The organism is Kitasatospora sp. GAS1066B (assembly GCF_041262605.1).
Lineage (GTDB): Bacteria > Actinomycetota > Actinomycetes > Streptomycetales > Streptomycetaceae > Kitasatospora.
In genome coordinates this window covers 1-17,214 of record NZ_JBGCCO010000029.1, presented here as the reverse complement: position 1 = coordinate 17,214, position 17,214 = coordinate 1, and the positions used below count along the sequence as shown (strand labels likewise).

General features: G+C 70.8%; 15 protein-coding genes. 7 read left to right on the top strand and 8 right to left on the bottom strand.

Features of this window, described 5'->3' with window-relative positions:
- The first annotated feature begins 124 nt into the window (after nucleotides 1–124).
- Nucleotides 125–1,543 (top strand): glycosyl hydrolase family 28-related protein, encoded by a 1,419-nt coding sequence (locus tag ABH937_RS28250; protein WP_370219943.1) that lies wholly within the window; start codon nucleotides 125–127, stop codon nucleotides 1,541–1,543.
- 39 nt (nucleotides 1,544–1,582) lie between these two features.
- Here the strand turns inward: ABH937_RS28250 and ABH937_RS28245 are convergent, their stop codons facing one another.
- Nucleotides 1,583–4,009, bottom strand: a complete 2,427-nt coding sequence (locus ABH937_RS28245) for a SpoIIE family protein phosphatase (protein ID WP_370219942.1) — start codon at nucleotides 4,007–4,009, stop codon at nucleotides 1,583–1,585.
- Nucleotides 4,010–4,395: 386 nt separating this feature from the next.
- Here ABH937_RS28245 and ABH937_RS28240 point away from each other — a divergent pair, with 386 nt between their 5' ends.
- The 3 genes from ABH937_RS28240 (at nucleotide 4,396) to ABH937_RS28230 (ending at nucleotide 6,729) form a co-directional block, all read left to right on the top strand.
- A complete protein-coding gene (locus tag ABH937_RS28240) occupies nucleotides 4,396–4,560 on the top strand; it encodes a hypothetical protein (RefSeq protein ID WP_370219941.1) in 165 nt (54 codons plus the stop codon).
- 91 nt (nucleotides 4,561–4,651) lie between these two features.
- Nucleotides 4,652–5,863 carry a JmjC domain-containing protein gene (locus ABH937_RS28235; protein ID WP_370219940.1) on the top strand — a complete coding sequence of 404 codons (1,212 nt, stop codon included), beginning with the start codon at nucleotides 4,652–4,654 and terminating at the stop codon, nucleotides 5,861–5,863.
- Nucleotides 5,797–6,729 carry an aldo/keto reductase gene (locus ABH937_RS28230; RefSeq protein WP_370219939.1) on the top strand — a complete coding sequence of 311 codons (933 nt, stop codon included), beginning with the start codon at nucleotides 5,797–5,799 and terminating at the stop codon, nucleotides 6,727–6,729. The genes ABH937_RS28235 and ABH937_RS28230 overlap by 67 nt, the downstream gene beginning before the upstream one ends.
- On the opposite strand, the gene ABH937_RS28225 is transcribed toward ABH937_RS28230, so the two are convergent.
- Nucleotides 6,641–7,498, bottom strand: a complete 858-nt coding sequence (locus ABH937_RS28225; protein ID WP_370219938.1) for a hypothetical protein — start codon at nucleotides 7,496–7,498, stop codon at nucleotides 6,641–6,643. The genes ABH937_RS28230 and ABH937_RS28225 overlap by 89 nt on opposite strands.
- A 197-nt stretch (nucleotides 7,499–7,695) precedes the next feature.
- Here ABH937_RS28225 and ABH937_RS28220 point away from each other — a divergent pair, with 197 nt between their 5' ends.
- On the top strand, nucleotides 7,696–8,268 hold the full coding sequence (locus ABH937_RS28220) for an HD domain-containing protein (RefSeq protein ID WP_370219937.1): 573 nt from the start codon (nucleotides 7,696–7,698) through the stop codon (nucleotides 8,266–8,268).
- On the opposite strand, the gene ABH937_RS28215 is transcribed toward ABH937_RS28220, so the two are convergent.
- Both ABH937_RS28215 and ABH937_RS28210 read right to left on the bottom strand, forming a co-directional pair.
- Entirely contained in the window at nucleotides 8,256–8,729 is a 474-nt protein-coding gene (locus tag ABH937_RS28215; RefSeq protein WP_370219936.1) for an NUDIX hydrolase, read from the bottom strand. The genes ABH937_RS28220 and ABH937_RS28215 overlap by 13 nt on opposite strands.
- Nucleotides 8,713–9,486: an XRE family transcriptional regulator gene (locus ABH937_RS28210; RefSeq protein ID WP_370219935.1), complete on the bottom strand. Its 774-nt coding sequence runs from the start codon at nucleotides 9,484–9,486 to the stop codon at nucleotides 8,713–8,715. The genes ABH937_RS28215 and ABH937_RS28210 overlap by 17 nt, the downstream gene beginning before the upstream one ends.
- A gap of 95 nt (nucleotides 9,487–9,581) precedes the next feature.
- On the opposite strand from ABH937_RS28210, the gene ABH937_RS28205 reads away from it, so the two are divergent.
- The gene (locus ABH937_RS28205) at nucleotides 9,582–10,280 is read left to right on the top strand and encodes an HAD family hydrolase (protein ID WP_370219934.1); all 699 of its coding nucleotides are present in this window, start codon (nucleotides 9,582–9,584) and stop codon (nucleotides 10,278–10,280) included.
- Between the two features lie 120 nt (nucleotides 10,281–10,400).
- Here the strand turns inward: ABH937_RS28205 and ABH937_RS28200 are convergent, their stop codons facing one another.
- The 4 genes from ABH937_RS28200 to ABH937_RS28185 form a co-directional block, all read right to left on the bottom strand.
- On the bottom strand, nucleotides 10,401–11,576 hold the full coding sequence (locus tag ABH937_RS28200; protein ID WP_370219980.1) for a cytochrome P450: 1,176 nt from the start codon (nucleotides 11,574–11,576) through the stop codon (nucleotides 10,401–10,403).
- Nucleotides 11,577–11,716: 140 nt separating this feature from the next.
- Nucleotides 11,717–13,228 (bottom strand): nickel transporter, encoded by a 1,512-nt coding sequence (locus tag ABH937_RS28195; protein ID WP_370219933.1) that lies wholly within the window; start codon nucleotides 13,226–13,228, stop codon nucleotides 11,717–11,719.
- Nucleotides 13,229–13,312: 84 nt separating this feature from the next.
- A complete protein-coding gene (locus tag ABH937_RS28190) occupies nucleotides 13,313–14,710 on the bottom strand; it encodes a tetratricopeptide repeat protein (protein ID WP_370219932.1) in 1,398 nt (465 codons plus the stop codon).
- On the bottom strand, nucleotides 14,707–16,170 hold the full coding sequence (locus ABH937_RS28185; RefSeq protein ID WP_370219931.1) for a DUF4331 domain-containing protein: 1,464 nt from the start codon (nucleotides 16,168–16,170) through the stop codon (nucleotides 14,707–14,709). Before ABH937_RS28185 ends, ABH937_RS28190 begins: the two co-directional genes overlap by 4 nt.
- A 278-nt stretch (nucleotides 16,171–16,448) precedes the next feature.
- On the opposite strand from ABH937_RS28185, the gene ABH937_RS28180 reads away from it, so the two are divergent.
- Nucleotides 16,449–17,123: a hypothetical protein gene (locus tag ABH937_RS28180; protein ID WP_280694541.1), complete on the top strand. Its 675-nt coding sequence runs from the start codon at nucleotides 16,449–16,451 to the stop codon at nucleotides 17,121–17,123.
- The last annotated feature ends 91 nt before the right edge of the window (nucleotides 17,124–17,214 follow it).

Genomic DNA, 17,214 nt, shown 5'->3' with positions numbered 1-17,214 from the left:
CCCATCGCGGATTCAGCTTGAATCACTCTGATCGACCGTTGGGGCTGGCCACCGGACCCTGGTGAAGTGCCAGTCCCAGCTGCAGCACCCTCCACCAACAGTGCGAGCTTGGACGGAGATCATCATGGCCACCAGTTACTGGTTCAACGTCCTGGACTACGGCGCGACCGCCAATGGCGTCACGGACGACACCACCGCGATTCAAACCGCGATCAACGCGGTGCCCTCCTCCGGCGGAACGGTCGTCTTCCCCGCGGGTACCTACAAGATCTCCTCGGTGCTGGTGGCCCGCTCCAACCTCGTGCTGGAGGGGGTCAGTGACGGCTCGTCAGTGATCGCACAGAGCAGCACCACCGCCAACGGGCTGACCGGCTCGGACATCACCCGGTTGACCGTCCAGGACCTCACCATCCAAGGGCCGGGCAGCGGCAGCGGTAAGGGGATCGTGCTCACCCGATCGGCCAACCCCGCGACCGTCTCGCTGGCGTTCGCGCGGATGACCGTGAAGTTCTTCGGCGACACCGGAATTGACCTCTCCAACCCGATCGTGTCCACGTTCGAGGGCGTGACCTCGGCCGACAACGGCAACCACGGCTGGAGCATCCACGGTGTCTCCGGAGGTGCCGCGGGGACGAGTTGCTCGTTCTCCTCCTGCTACGCCGACACCAACACCAACGCCGGCTTCCACATCGACACCATGGCCTACTGCTCCTTCGTCGGCTGCGCCGCCGACAACTGCGGCATCGGCTACGAGGTGACCGGCATCGGCAGTCAGGGCATCAGCTTCACCGGATGCGGCGCCGAATCCGCGGTCAACCGCGGCACCGGATACAACGGCTACAGCTGGAAGATCAACGCCGCCATCGGTGTGGGCCTGTACAACTCCTTCACCTACAACAGCCCGAACATCAGCATCTGGGTCACCGGCGCCGCGCGAGCGGTCAGCATCCTCGGATTCGCCGAGAACACGCCCGCCGTCTCGGCGGTCAACTCGGTCACGGTCGACGCCGGCTGTTCGGCCACCCTCGGCGACTGCAGCAACGTGAAGCCCCTGTCGCTGGCGGGCTACACCAACGTCATCAACGACACCGCCGGCGGCACGGTGGCCAGCGGCTTCGTCTACGGCTCGAACTCCGCCTACTACGAAGGCAACGTCTCCACCACCGCCGCACCGACGTCGGCCGAGCACCTGACGCGCAAGGACTACGTCGACGCGAAGGTCAGCCCGGCCCCCGTCACCCTCACCGACGCGGCCACCATCGCCACCAACGCCGCACTGGGAAACCTCTTCCGCGTCACCCTCAAAGGCAACAGAACGCTGGGCACCCCCAGCAACCCCACGGATGGCCAACGCCTCACCTGGGAGCTCATCCAGGACGGCACCGGAAGCCGTGCCCTCATCCTCAGTTCCGCGTTCGGTCTGGGTACCACCATCTCCTCGACCACGCTCACCACGACGCCGAACAAGCGGGACTTCCTCACCGCGGTCTACAACGCCACTGCCGCCAAGTGGTACGTGATCAACTTCGTCAAGGGGTACTGAACCGCTGCGAGCGAGTGCCTGGCGATGTCGGTGGCGGGCTCAGGCGAGGGCCTGGGCAGGTGGGCGTGGCAGGGGCTGCTCGGCCCAGATGGTCTTGCCGGTGCCGGTGTACCGGGTGCCCCAGCGTTCGGTGAGCTGGGCGACCATCATCAGGCCGCGTCCGCCTTCGTCGAAGATGCGGGCGCGGCGCAGGTGCGGTGCGGTGCTGCTGGCGTCGGAGACCTCGCAGATCAGCGTCCGGTCCTTGATGAGCCGCAGCTGGATGGGTGTGGTGGCGTAGCGGATCGCGTTGGTCACCAGCTCGCTGACCGCGAGTTCGGTGACGAAGGCCAGCTCGTCCAGCTCCCACGCGTGGAGCTGCGCGGTCGCCTTCGCGCGGATCTCGGCGACGATGGCCGGATCGGCGGGGACGTCCCAGCTGGCGACGTGCCCGACGTCCAGGACGCGGGTGCGGGCGATGAGCAGTGCGACATCGTCGGTGGGCCGCTGGTCGAGCATCTCGGCCAGGACGGTGTCGCAGGTGGTGTCGAGCGAGGGGACGGCAGCCGCGGCCAGGGCCGTTCGCAGGGCGCTCAGGCCGGTGTCGACGTCGCGGCCACTGGCTTCGATCAGGCCGTCGGTGTACAGCGCGAGCAGGCTGCCTTCGGGAAGTTCGCTCTCGACGCACTCGAAGGGCAGGCCGCCCAGGCCCAGTGGCGGGCCGGTGGGCAGTTCGATGAAGTCCACGCTGCCGTCGGGGGTCACCAGAGCGGGCCAGGGGTGGCCGGCGTCGGCGAGCGAGCACTTACGGGAGACCGGGTCGTAGACCGCGTACAGGCAGGTGGCTCCGAGCTCTCCCGGTGGTACGTCGGCACGCTCCTGCTCGGTGCCGAGCCGGATGACCAGGTCGTCCAGGTGCGCGAGCAGCTCGTCCGGGGCCAGATCGACGTCGGCGAGCGTGCGTACGGCCGTGTGAAGGCGCCCCATGGCGGCGGCGGCGTGGATGCCGTGGCCGACGACGTCACCCACCACGAGGGCGACCCTGGCTCCGGAGAGCGGGATCACGTCGAACCAGTCGCCGCCGACGCCGGCCTGCGAGCCCGCGGGCAGGTACCGGCCCGCGACGTCGACGGCGGTCTGCGCGGGCGTCCCGTCCAGCAGCAGGCTCTGCTGCAGAGCCAGGGCGGTGTTGTGCTCACGCGTGTAGCGGCGGGCGTTGTCGATGCAGACCGCGGCGTGCGCCGCCAGCTCCTCGGCGACCCGCAGGTCGTCCGGCCCGTACGGTGCGGCAGCGGGGTCCTGACGGGTGAGGAGGACGACGCCGAGATTCGTGCCGCGGGCACGCAGCGGCGCGGCGATCAGCGAGTGCGGGCGGTGCCGGCTCACCCAGGCGGCCCGGTCCGGATCCTCGGCCAGCCACTGGGCGATCTCCGGGTCGACCATCCGGTGGACGACGGCGCGGCCGGTGGCCAGGCAGCGGGCGGTGGGGGAGGCCGCCGGGTAGCGGGCCGGCTCGCCGACCGCGACGACGCCCCGCAGGTCCGAGCGGACGGCCGCGCGCCGCAGGACCAGCGGGCCGCCGGCCGGGATCGGCGCGGGCTCGTCCCCCTGCAGCACGGCGTCGAGCAGGTCGACCGAGACGAAGTCCGCGCAGGCCGGCACGGCCACATCGGCCAGCTCCTGGGCGGTGCGGACCACGTCCAGGCTGCTGCCGATCCGCCTGCTGGCCTCGTTGAGCAGCGCCATTCGCTCACGGGCCGCGTGCTGTTCGGAGAAGTCGAGCGCAACCTGCTGCACACCCCGGACCAGGCCGGCCGGGTCCTTGAGCGGGGTGAAATGGCTGGTCCAGGCGTGTGGGCGGGCCTCGCCCGGCACCCGCACGTAGTTCTCGAGCTGCTCCGGCTCACCGGTCGCCGCCACCCGTTCGACGCTGCGCTGCGGGTCCTCGAACAGCGGATCCGGCATGTGCTCGGTGATCCGAAGCCCGCGGAGCTCCTCAGGCGAGGCTCCGAGCTGCCGCGTCATGGCCTCGTTGACGTGCAGGAACCGCCCCTCGGTGTCGTAGATCGCCAGGGCGAACGGGGACTGGTCGAACGACCAGGGGAGCAGCATGGCCTCATCGAGGTCGCCCGCCTGCCGCTCGACCCCGGCCTGGAGCAGCCAGTCGACCCGCCCGTCATCGCCGGCCAGCGACCGCACGCGCAGGCGGCATTCCACCGGCCGTCCGTCGCGACCGCGCAGCACGACGCTGCCGGCCCAGCCCTTGGGTGAACCGAGCTCCTCGCGAGCGGCCCCGGGAAGCGGCGAGGCGAGCAGGCCCGCTGCCGGGCGACCCACCGCTTCGGAGGCGGAGTACCCGAGCAGCTGTTGGGCGCCGCGACTCCAGTGCGTCAGTACTCCGTCCGCGGATGCCACGGCCACGGCCAGGGTCGCACTCGTGGCGAAGGTCTCGCTCGGATGACTGTCGCCGGTCGCTGACGTGTCCATGGTTGACCATCCCGCTTCGGGGCTCCGTTGGTTCAAGGATTCCTCGGGTATGGCCCCATTTCACGTCGATCACTCGGCCTTCAGAAGGTGGAGACCTGCTGCAGCCGGTCGGGCTCGGCAGGTTCAAAGCCCGGGTCCCGACTTGGTTCACCGCGCTGAACAGACCGGCACGTCCTGGGACGTCTCCGGGATGTCCCGAGACGGGGTCGTGCCGTCCTGGCAGCGACCGCCAGCATCAACGGAGACCGGTACCACATAAAGGGCCGCAGCACGGCGCCAGCCAGAGCTGTTCTGACCTGAGCTGGCCTTGGCGGTAGCCGGACGCGGTCAGGCAAGACTCCCCGCTGGAACCCCGGTGGGAGTACCCGATGCGGAAGGAGCACAAAGTGCCCGAGTACCCGCCGTCCCCCACCCGGGGTGGCCTTCTGGTGGCCGTGGAAGTGCTGGCAAGCGTCCACGACCGGCACGACAGCGACCGCTCCGATCCAGGGACGGGCAGTTCCGGTGACGGCCCCTGGCCCGACGGCGATGGTCTGAACAACCCCGCCTGACAGGCCGGCGTCCTGGGGTGGAGGGCCCGTCGACCAACTCAGCGGGCCCCTCCGTCCCCTCGCGCTTCTGACTCGAAGGAGGAGAGAGACCGTGAAGCACCGTCTGGTACGTGCTGTTGAGGAAGCTCTGGGGTGGGAGGGCCCCAGGTTGCTCGGTAAGCAGTTCGCTCGGGGCAGCCTCGGCGACATCGAGCTGGTGAGCCGAATGCTCACGCCCCAGCGACTTCTCGACATGGTGATGCGCCGGAGCCTGGCGAACCCTCAGTTCCGCTGCTTCCGTGGTGGCGAGGAGCTGCACCCCAAGGCCTATCTGAGCTCGCAGATCTCGCTCAGGGGCCAGAGCATTCCGATGGCGGACATGCGCCGACTGGGCAATCTCCTGCGCGAGGGTGCGACGATCGTCCTGGATCAGGCGAACGTCTTCGACCCCACGATGGAGGTGGCGTGTCGGGCCATGCAGTGGTGGTCCCGGGAGAACGTCCAGGTCAATGTCTACCTGACCACCAACGACGCTGCCGGCTTCGACCTGCACTGGGATGACCACGATGTCCTGATCATTCAATTGGCCGGTGAGAAGGACTGGGAGGTGCGCGGGGCCTCGCGCCAAGTTCCGCTGTACCGCGATGCCGACCGGAACAACATGCCCAGCGACGAGATCGTCTGGACCGGTGCGATGAAGACCGGTGACGTCATGCACATTCCGCGCGGCTACTGGCACCGGGCGTCCCACGTCGGCCGCAGCCAGGGGCAGAGCATGCACATGACGCTCGGCTTCGCGAAGCGGACCGGAGTGAACTGGCTGTCCTGGCTGGCCGACTGGTCCCGCGAGACCGAGCTCTTCCGTCATGATCTCGACCGGTGGGGCACTCCCGGAGAGCGGGAGAACCAGCAGCGGGAACTGACCGCTGCTGCCGCGCGCATCGTCACCTTACGGAGTCCGGCAGACTTCCTCGCGGCCCGCGAACAGGAAGCCAGCGCACCCCGGCACGTACCGTTCCTGGAGATCTTCGGGCCGCTGGAAGCCGTGGTGTGCATCACCGACTTCCCGCCGCTGATCGAACAGAACGGCCGGGCAGTCGACGTTCGTGCGGCTGGGAAGAAGCTCACCTTCACCGCCCAGGCCTTGCCCGCTCTGCGCATGCTGTTGAGCGGCCAGCCCGTGAGGTTGGAAGAGGCAGCCCACACCCTGGGCAACGAAGTCGAGGATGTGGCGAAGATCCTGACAGAGGAAGACCTGTGCGCGAGCCTCACCCCCGAGTTGTTCTCGGGCTACACCGATCTCGTTACGAACGCCGGCTGCTGACGGACGCCCTGGAACTGGGCATCACGGCGATCGACACGAGCTTCAACTACCGTGATTTCGAAGCCCACCGGAGGCTGGCGGAGATCGGCAGTGACCTCCTTCCCCGCTTCGCGCTGTCCACCAAGGTCGGGTTCTTCCCAGGTGCGGACAGAGCGGAGCACTCACTCGACCCCGGCCGGCTGCGGCTGGCCCTGGAGCAGACGAATCGGGACCTTCGGCGAGCTCCGGACCTCGTCTTCCTGCACAACCCGGAGCGCTCGCTACGGGGAGCCTCCGACGCCCGCGACACACTGGCGCGGGAATGCGCCGCCCTCGACGATGCCACGGCGAAGGGGTTGTGCAGATCTTGGGGCATCTCGTCCTGGAATCCGTCCTCGCTGCCCGAGCTGGTCGACTCGACGGTGCCGAAGCCGTCCGTGCTCATGGTCCGCTCCGGCCTGCTGGTCGGGATCAACACGTTGGACGCTGCGGACGCCCTCGTTTCCTGGTGGGGCTTGCCCGCCCGTTCGATGTGGGGCATGAGCCCCTTCGGGGGCGACGCCAGTGACCCCGTGTGGGACAAGCTCGACCCCCGCATCTTCCTCGGGGGGCAGGGGAGTTCGCTCTCCCGTCCGCAGGCGGCGTTCCGGGCTGCCTACCACCTCCCCCGTGTCAGCGCTGTGGCCGTCGGTTCGGACAGCCCCGCTCACCTTCGCGAACTGCTCGCTGCCTTGGACAGCCCGGTGGACGAGCAGGTGATCCTCCAATACCGGGACCTCCTGCGCGACCGGCGAGCCGTCAGCCGGCTTGAAGTTCCTCCACGATCCGGGCGGCCGCGTGCCGGGCCGGCTTCACCCGAGGATCTTCCGGATGGGCGTCAGGTCTGATGATCTTGGAGCAGGCGAACAGCGTCATCAGCCTGCCGTCCCGGCTCTCCAACTCGTGCCGACGCTCTCGGCGCACTCGGTCGGCCAAAGCCGGGACAGCAAGCGAACTGGCCCACAGGGACGCCGAGTCCAGGCCCCGAGGTGCGTTCCCCCAGTCCTCCCAGTCGAACAAGCAGAACCGTGAGCCGGTCACGTTCGCCCAGTTCAGGTCTGCGTGGGCGGGTGCCCACTGCGTGACGGTCGTATCGAAGGTGCTGGGAAAGGCCGCGCGAACGGCCTCGGTGACCACAGGCTGGCTGATGGTCACGGTGTCCGGGGTGGCGATCCGCGTCGTGTGCTGACCGGCCAACGCCTCCAGAGAGGAGTTCAGCGCTCGCCACCAGTCATCAGGAAGTCCCGGATCGGCAGCAAGTACGCTGGTGCCGACCGGTTCTCCCGGCAGGAGGCTGGTCTCGTCGGCCCGCCACATCGCCGCGTGCGACGCATCCTGCCAAGCCAGTCCCGCGCACCAGGTGGGCTTGTCGATCGCCGTGAGAATCGCTGCGCACTCGGTGCCGTTCCAGCCCTGGCCGTCGATCCTGTCGAGCCGGCGCCGTTCGATCCGGACCCAGGTGTCACGCTCCGTCCGTGCCCCGACGGAGCGGCGCTTACGCAGCACCGTGTCCCGCTCCAGGCGAACCTGGAGAGCCTGCTCAACACGATCAAGAACCTCGTCAACCGGCTCAACCCGCAGGTCGACAGCGAGGGCAGAGGACATCGGGAGCGTCATGCGAGCGACCGTAGCAGCGGGGCAAGCTCGGCTCCAGCTCGTGAACGGATGCCTACTGGCCTGGGGTTGAGTCCTCACGCTCGCTCATACAGTTGGCACACGGCGCTGGAACCCGCCGTGTTCGGTACCCAAGCCCATAGCGCGCCTCAGGCTTGCCCACATCGACCATGCTGACCCTCAACTGAAGGGCCATGACTATGAGCACGCTGCCGCCCGACTGGGCGAAAGAGATCGCGGAGCAGGAACTCGCGGCGAGCCTGCCCCGGCGGTGGGCGCACTCTCAGGGGGTCGCGCGGCAGGCTGTACGCCTTGCCCCGACTCTCGGGTCGGACACCGCGCTGCTGTCGGCTGCCGCTGTGCTGCACGACGTCGGCTACGCGCCCCGGCTCGCCGGCACCGGCTTCCACCCGCTGGACGGCGCCCGGTTCCTGCGCGACTCGCACGGGGCGGACGAGCGCCTGACGCGGCTGGTCGCCAACCACTCCTCTGCCCTGCTGGAGGCCGAGGAGCGCGGGCTTCGGCACCTTCTGGAGCTGGAGTTCCCACTGATCGAGGACCAGGTGCTGGTGGACGCCCTGGTCTACTGCGACATGACGACGGCGCCTGATGGCGAGCCGACCAGCTCGGAGCAGCGGGTCGCGGAGATCGTCGGCCGCTACGGTGGCGACAGCATGGTGGGGCGATTCATCCGGCGAGCCGAGCCGCTGATCCATGCTGCCGTGGTCCGCACTGAGGAGCGCGCCGCCGTAGCGGGCGTTCAGCCGAGGTAGGGGTACTTGCCGCTGAGGTAGTCGCCGATCTGCTGGCGCATGCTCGGGTGGACGTCGTAGTCGTCCAAGTCGCGGGGCTGGACCCAGCGAACGCCGTCGGCCTCGTCGTTGATCGTGGGCGTGCCGCCGGTGGGCCGGCCGATGTAGGCGACCTCGAACTGCTGGCGGATCTCACCGTTGCTGCTGTAGGCGACGATGTGCGCGGGGTTGGAGTAGACCCCGAGGAGGCCGGTGATCTCGGCGACGATGCCGGTCTCCTCGAGACACTCGCGCACCGCGCAGTCGGCGGCCGACTCACCGATGTCCTGCTTCCCGCCCGGCAGCGCCCACTGGCCGGTGTCGCGACGGCGCTGAAGAAGGATCGCTCCGGCCTCGTCCTCGACCAGCAGGTTGCTCGCGGGTACCAGCGAGTTGGCCGCCGGGGCCGCCGGATCGCCGTAGTACTCAGTCCTCCCGGCCATACGACTGGGCTCCCTCTGCGTCGTCGGTCCACGGCCGGGCGGAATCCCAGACCGCGTCGAAGCTCGTAGCGTAGCTGTCGAACCATCCCAGCCCGGAGCCCTTCTGAAGGTGCAACAGGGGGTTGGCCGACGCCGGCTGACCCCAGACATGGGGATTGACCAGCAGGTCGTTGTCGTAGCGGAACAGCGAGTTGTAGAGCGTGGTGTCGTGCAGGCGAACCTCGCAGCCGGGCGTCCCCAGCAGTGGCCGGTAGTAGGTGAGCGAGGCGCGGACCTTCGCGGCGAGTGCGTCCCCGATGCCTTCCTCCCGCCCGCGGATCGCCACGGCGCGACCCTGCGGGTCACCGAAGCACAGCCGGACCTGGGTGCCGGCCGCCGCGCGTTGGGCAAGCATCGTGGCGATCCGCGGGTTCGACTGGGCGAAGAACGTCCCCGAGAACACCAGCACGTCGATCTGCGTCACGCTCTCCAGGAGAAGGGAGAGCCAAATCTCCCGTGGGACGCTGGCACGGTCGGGGTAGGTGGCAACGAGGCCGGCGCCATTCCCAGGCGCCTGCCCCACAACGGGCCGGGTCTCCGGCCAGATAAGGGACTCGTCCACCTTCAGGTGGTGCGCGACGCTCCACCGGTGACGCGCATGGGGTACTCGACCGCCTAACCAGCGGGTCACAGTCTTGGGGTCCACCTCGCAGACCGTCGCGAGTTCCTCAGGGGGGACACCGCGTTGGGCGAGTGCGGAGCGCAACCGCTCGTTCACAGCGGATATCCAACCGGACTCCGTCAGGACCCGCAAGGACGTCCTGGGACGGGCGGCAGCCGACGCGCCCCCGATGCGCTGCCTACGCTGGCCGGATGCCGCTCATCGTTCTGTGGGACATCGACCACACGCTCATCGACAACGCGGGGGTGAGCAAGGAGATATACGCCGCAGCGTTCGCGACTGTGGCTGGGCGCCAGCCCTCGGCGCCCGCCGTCACAGACGGCCGGACCGATCGACTGATCATGCGAGAGATGTTTGACCGGGACGGTTTGGCACAGCCGGACTGGGACGCTGTCCAAGCGGCTCTCGAAGTCGCCGGCCGCGAGCGGTTTGAGGAGCTACGTCAACGCGGCCACGCGTTGCCCGGTGCCCGGGACGCTTTGACCGCAGCCGCCAAGGAGCCCGGGATCATCTCCTCCGTGCTGACCGGCAACATCGCGGCGAATGCCCGGTTGAAGCTCGCCGCTTTCGGACTCGACGGTCTGGTGGCCCTGGAGGTCGGCGCGTACGGCGCTGACCGACTTGAGCGGGCAGCGCTCGTTGAGGTGGCCTGCGAGCGCATCCGCGCTGCGTACGCCGTTCCCGGGAGGACGGCCGTGACGCTGGTCGGTGACACCCCGCGAGATGTCGAGGCAGCGCTGACCAGCGGGGTTGCGATCGTCGCCGTCGCTACAGGGGCCAGCTCCGCCGCAGACCTGCGCCGAGCAGGTGCTGGTACGGTGCTGCCGGATCTGACCGATACCGCTGCGCTGTTGATCCACTTCAAGTGTCTTGCGGCCGAGGGTGACTGAGGCGCGATCTGCTTACTCCGTACGCTGGTGCAGTCTTCTCGCGCCACAGCGGTGTCGTCCGCGGCCTGGCGGGCTGGTACCACCGGATCCGCCCGGTCGCGCAGCAGCGCGGAGACGGACTCAGGGGAGAAGGGGCAGCGTCTCGAGGCCCCGCATGAGTCGTGTGTGTCGCCACTGCAACTCGGCGCTGGGTACGGCGAGCCGGAGCCGGGGGAAGCGAGTGGCGATGGCTCGGAAGGCGATCTCGCCCTCGGCGCGGGCCAGCGGGGCCCCGAGGCAGCGGTGGATGCCGTGCCCGAATGCGAGGTGCCCCTTGGTGTTCCGGTCAAGGTCGAGCCCGTCGGGTTCGGAGAACTGGGCGGGATCGCGGTTGGCGGCTCCGGGTGCGATGAGCACGGGTGAGCCGGCCGGAATCTCCACGCCGCCGAGGCTGATGGCCTCGGTGGCGAAGCGGAAGGTGGCCATGCTCACGGGGGAGTCGAACCGCAGCAGCTCGTCGACGGCTGCGTCGACCAGCTCAGGTTCCTTGCGCAGCCGATCAAGCGAGCCCGGAGCCTGGAGCACGGCCAGCAGCCCGTTGCCGATCAGGTTGGTGGTGGTCTCGTGTCCGGCTACCAGCAGGAGGACGGCGAGGGAGAGGAGTTCGTCTTCGCTGAGCCGGTCCGCGCCGTCGCGGGCCCGGATGAGGTCCGTGAGCAGGCTGCCGTCGGGCGTCCGACGCTTGGCTGCGATGAGGTCGGCCAGGTAGTCGGCGATGGTGTGGGACGCGGAGTCGATCCGCTCGGGCTGCCCGGCCGCGAACAGCTCGTTCGACCACACGCGTACGTCTGCACGGTCCGGCTCGGGTACGCCCAGCAGCTGGCAGATCACGGTGACGGGGAGCGGGACGGCGAAGCTCTCGATGGCGTCGGTCTGCTCGCCGGGCGTCCACTGGTCGAGCAGCTTGTCGACCACGCTCTCGATGTACGGGCGGAGCCGTGCAACAGCCCCTGGGGTGAACGCCTTTGTGACCAGGTGCCGCAGTCGGGTGTGCTGCGGAGGATCGGTGGCGAGCATGCTGTGGGACACCGCCGGGTGCAGGCGTCGCCCGGTGTCCTTGCCGGCGAAGAAGACGGCCGTGTCCTTCGACAGCCGAGAGTCGGCGAACGCCGCTCGGGCTTCGGCGTAGCCGGTCACCAGGAAGCTGGGCCGGCCTTGGCCGCCGGGCATCTTCATCACCGGCGCGGAGCTTCGAAGGGCTGCGAAGGTGGGGTAGGGGTCCTGGAAGAAGGCAGGGTCCTGGAGCGGATTGCTCATGCTCATCCCTTCGCTCGTGGCGTACGCCCGTGCCACCGAGCGTAGCCAGCGAGCCAAGGCCGCGTCACCGTCGAGGATGATCTCGGGCAGCGCAGCGGTGAAGTCCCGCCAGGGCGGGCCGAGATCGGCGGACGGGTCGGTCAAAGGCTGGGCAGGCCGCGCACGGTGAGGCTGAGGCCGACGGCGAGGACGACGCCGGCGGTCAGCAGGGAACTGTACGGAGCGAAGCGGCGCAGGGTGGGCAGTCGGCGGGCGGTGAGGCCGGCCAGCCGGGTGCTGCCGCCGGCCAGCAGGACACCGGCTGCGGCGAGGGCGAGGGCCATGCCCACGCCGTACCCGATCACCAGCAGGACGCCGAACAGGGTGCGGCCCAGGGCGACCGCGCCGAGCAGCACGACCAGTGCGGAGGGGCTGGGCACCAGACCGCCGGCCAGGCCGATGCCGAGCAGCGAGGGGAGGTTGGCCAGTCGGCGCCGGTGGGGGTGCTCGGCGTCGTGCGCCGGGTCGTGGTTGTGCGGGTGGCTGTGCCCGTGGGGGTGGGCGTGGTCGTGCCCGTGGTGATGGTCCTGTTCCGGTGCCTGCCGGCGCAGCGTGCGGATCGCGCGCAGCAGCAGGCTCGCGCCCACCACCGTGATCAGCGCCCCGCCCACGGCACCGAGCCAGCCCAGTACCCGCTCGCCCGCCAGGCCGACCGAGGCCGTCAACGCGAGGCCGACCAGCAGCACGCCGGCCGTGTGCGTCGCGGTCACCGTGGCGCCGACCGCCAGTGCCGCGCGCAGACCGCCGCGGCGCTGGGCCAGGCAGGCGGCCACGGCGAGCTTGGCGTGGCCCGGCAGGGCCGCGTGGCCGGCGCCGAGCAGCAGCGAGAGCGCCACCGCGAGCAGACCGACGGGGACGGTCAGGTCGCGGGAGCCGACCAGGGCGCCGAGCCGCCGTTCCAGTCCGGGGAAGAGCACCCAGCCACCGTTCGCGGTCGGCAGCGCGCCGGTGGCCGGTTCGTCGGCGGCCGGCGGGGCGCCGCCGTCGCCGGGCGCGCTGTGCAGCTCGGCGCTGAGCACGCCGAGCGGCTGATCGAGCAGGCCCTGCGGGTAGGCGGTGAGGCCGCCGCTGATGTTCTGGCCGGGGACGGAGGAGCCGGTCAGCCGGACCCGCTCGCCGGCCGTCGCGGTGATCTCCTTCCAGCCGATCCGTCCGCCGTCGGCGCCGGAGGCGAAGGTCACGGCCGCGGGCCGGGTGAGGTCGGCGTCGGCGGCGAGGGCGCAGGCGAGTTGGGCGGTGGGCAGGTCGGCCGCGCCGGGGCGGTAGGAGAGCGCGCTGCTGACGACTCGCCAGGCGATCTCGCGGCCGTCCACCGACGTCCGGATGCCCGAGGCCAGGTCGATGCACCGGGTGGCGGCCCGGGCGGCCGCCTCGGTGGGGCTGATCCGGCCGTCGTGGTCGGTGTCGGTGGCGTCCTGGTCCTGGGCGGTGGGGATCTCCGCGCTGTCCACCAGGGCGGTGTCCTCGATCCGGTCGGGGAAGAGCCGCAGTTGGTCGAGCCGGTTGATCGAGAAGTTGCCGAGCGGGTGGGCCTGCGCGGTGGTGACGCCGGTGGTGAGGGCGAGGAGGAGCGTGGCCAGGAGGCAGAGCGCGGCCTGCTGCGGGCGGTTCACGGGAGTTCCTGACGGTGACGGACGGGGTTCCTGACGGACGAGGTTCCTGACGGACGGCTGGCGGGCAAGAGGGCGGTTCAGGGGTCACGGCGCGGACGCCGTCGCCAGCCCGGCGAGCAACTGCCGGGCCAGCGGGGCGTGGTAGGGCGAGAAGTGCGGGTTGAGGGCGAGCGCCTCCCGCAGGTCGTCGGCCGCTCCCGGCCGGCCGAGGGCGGCCTCGACCGCGCCCCGGTGGTAGGCGAAGAGCGGGTTGTGCCAGCCCGTGGCGGCCGCCTGGTGCAGCAGGTCGAGCGCCTCGTCGTCCTGCCCGGCGCGGTGCAGCGCCCAGCCGAGGGCGTCCGCGACCAGGACGCTGCGGCGCCGGTCCCACTCCCCGCGCAGCAGCCGCACCGCCGCCGCCGGGTCGCCGTAGTCGGCCTGATAGAGCATCAGCGCCGGGTCGACGGGCGCGTTGCCATCGCCGGCAGCCAGCAGTCGCACCTGGGCCGCGAGTGCGGACAACTGCCCGGCAGCGGCGCCGTCCTGCCGCTGGGAGAGCTCCAACTCGGCCAGCTCCAGCAGGAACTGGGGCAGCGGAGCGCGCGCCACCAGCCGCTGGTAGTCCGTCACCGCCTCGGCCACCCGGCCGCCGGCCGCCAGCACCCGGGCGTGCCCCGCCTGGGCGTAGTAGTCGTCGGGGGCGAGCGCCAGGGCGCGCTGGTAGTGGCCGTCCGCCTCGTCCAACCGGCCGTGGTCCCAGGCGAGGTCGCCGAGCCGGTGCTCGCAGAACGCGGTGTCGCCGGGTGTGCTCGCGCTGTCCAGCGCACGTCCGAGGGCGATCCGCGCCTCCTCCGCCCGCCCGTGGGTCTCCAGGTCGTAGGCGGCACGGGTGTAACCGGGCACGGTCGGCGCCAGATCGAGCAGGCGCTGGGTGGCGGCGGTGGCGGCCGGGTAGTCGCCGAGCTGGATCTCGGCGTCGGCCAGCACCAGGTAGCCGGTCGCCCGGTCGGGGGCCATCGCGGTCGCGCGCTGCCCGGCGTCCCGGGCGGCGGCGAACTCGTGGCGGGCGTTGGCGAGCATGCCGGTGCCGGTCAGCGCGCCGTAGTTGGCCTCCGGCTTGAGCGCCAGCGAGCGTCGGAACGCCTGATCGGCGTCGGCGAGGCGGTCCGCGTCCAGGGTGAGCCGGGCCTGGTCGAGGTCGGCCATCCCCAACTGCTCCCAGGCGTACGGGTCCGCGGGTCGATCGCGGACGGCCGACCGGGCGCTCTGGAGCCGGTCGACCGTGGGCTGCGGCTGCGGCTGCGGCTGCGGCTGCGGCACGGCGCCCGGGCCGGCCGTCGGCGGTGCGAGCGGGCCGCTCGGTCCGAGGGCGAGCAGGCCGACCGCGCACCCGAGCACGACCGCGGCCGCGCCCGCCGCCCGGCCCGCCGTGCGCCACCGGGAGGGGTGGCGCACGGTGAACAGGCGGCGAACGGGCCGCTGTTGGGGATCGTCGGAGGTCACGGCAGGGCGTGCGGCAGGTTGAGGTACGGGAAGCTGTCGGTGGCCGGCTTCGGCTGGAGGTCGAAGAGCGGCGACGGCAGCAGCCCGGCGGCGGACGGGCCGCCGGGCTCGCCCTCCAGCATCCGCAGCAGCGAGTTGTCGATCATGTCGTTGGGTCGGCGGCCGTTCGGGTAGCCCTGGAGGTCGCCGTCCAGCACCCCGAACCGGTTGGGATTGGCGCTCACCGGCGTGCCGAGGTTGAGCCGCAGCTCGTCGGCCCAAGCCAGCGCGCCCGGGTCGGCGTCGGCGTTCATCGCCTGGGTGTTGAGGTCGAAGCCGAACTTGGCGCCGTTGTTCTTGCCGATCCCGCCGAGGAACAGGGCGCGGATGTCGGCGCGCGGGGTGGGCGGGGCGGGGAAGTTGCCGGCGGCCGCGATCTTGTGCGGCGGGGCGGGGTCGAGCGCGGAGTCGAGGAACGCCTGGTCGTGCTGGTCCTGGTCGGCCGGGCGGCCGTTGAAGCGGTCCTCGGGGCCGCCCGGGGTGGCGATGCCGCCGAAGGTGCCCCAGAGCGCGAACATGATGTGCGGGTTGCCGAGCCGGCCGACCTGACGGTACGAGGCGTCCTGGGCGCGCAGGTCCTTGGTGAGGTCGGCGCCGGGGCGGGACATGGTGGCCCACACGCCGACCACCGGGTTGCGGCTGACGTCGCCCTTCAACGCCAGTTCGCTCTTGGGCACTTGCAGGATCAGGCTGCTGACGTTGACCGCCGCGAGCGGGTTGGCGGCCGGCAGGTAGCCCGGCACCGGGCCGGCCGTCCCGAGGATGAAGTAGCCGAAGACCCGGGAGTCGGCCTGGAAGGACTCCGCGGTCTGGGCGGCCACCGAGCGGCCGCCGCCGGGGAGCGCGGTGGTGGCCTGGTCGCGCAGCGTCCGGTAGTCGGGCATCAGGCCGCTGCTCTGCTGGGTGGGGGCGACCGGGGCGTCCCTGACCAGGACCTCGGGCGCCTGGCCGGCCCGGATCCGCTCCAGCGTGTAGTACTGGCGGAACAGCAGCGTGCTGTCGTTCAGCGAGCGGACCGGGCCGACGGCGATCGGACCGGCGCCGAACAGTCGCCGGTCCTCGGTGCGGAAGGTCCACCGGTAGGTGATGTCGGAGCCGCCGGTGCCGCGCCCGTCGAGGTGGATCTCGTAGCGGGCGCCGCCGGTGGCGAACGGGTAGTTGACCGGCGCCGGGGTGCTGCCGGGCAGCTGGGTCGGCTGGACGTCGGCGATGATGGTCGCCATGTCCGGGTTGTCCGGGCTGCTGAAGGCGTAGATGTCGGTGAAGTTGGCCTGCGGGTCGGCGATCACACCGGGCGCGTCGAAGTGGCCGCCGGCCTGGCTGGTGCCGAGGTAGGGGCCGGCCATCGCGGCGGTGGTGAGCAGCGCGGTGGCGGCGGCGAACGCGAGCCGTCTGGCGCGGCGGGCAGGGTGGCGGGGCATCGGCAACTCCAGGGCTGGGAGGGGGCGGTGCGGACTCGCCGCGCAGCACGAGGGACGGACGGGGCCTCGCCGGGAACCACTGCGGCGGGCTGTCCGTGACCACACCCTAGGGCCGCTGTGGATCATGGATTGGCCAGGTCGCGGGGGCGCCAGTCGAACGAGTGATGATCTTCACTCGGCCGAGTGAGACCGATAGCCGCGGCCGCGTCAGGTGCGCTAGAGATGGGCCTGCTTCGCCGACGAAGCATCAACTTCGCATGAAAACTGGAGAACTGACCATGCGTCTGTTCCACACGGTCGCCGCCCTCGCCCTGGCCGGCGCCCTGGCCCTGTCGGCCGCGCCGGCCAACGCCGGCGCCGCCGCGCTGCCGGGCGGCCCGGCGGCCCCGGCGGCCACCGCCGCGGAAAGCCCGAACGGTCCGGCCGCACCTGGCATCTACATCTCCCCGTGGGGCAGCGCCCACGTCCGGGTCAGCGCCGAGACCGCGGCCTGGCTGACCCGCAACGGCGTCAAGCTCGGCGCGATCGCGCCGTTCGTGCTGGACCCCGACGGCCTCGGCTTCGACATGCCGATCGGTTCCACGGCCGGCGACCACCTCGACTCCCAGGGGCGGATCTTCTACCCCGGCGGGATGACCCTCGACCAGGCGAGCAGCGGCACCCACGTCGAACTCGAGCCCACCTGGATCCGGATCGTGCCCCAGCCCGGCTACTCGGCCGGTGTGCGGGTCAACGGGCAGAAGGTCAGCGACGAGACGCTGCTCGCCTACACCACCCCCGCCGAGGTGCTCGCCAACGGCCGTCCCACCCTCACCGGCTTCAAGCTCGACCGGGTGCCGTTCCACATCACCCAGGAGACCGCCGCCCTGACCACGCAGTACTTCGGTGAGGGCCTGAAGGCGGATTCCATGTTCGGCACGCTGACCCCGCGCTTCGACTACGTGCCCAGCTAGCTTGATCTTTAACCTGTGCGGCGGGGGCGAGGGGTGTTGGACTTCTTCGTCTTCTTCGCTGCTGGCTTCGTCGTGCCTGTCTTGCGGGCTG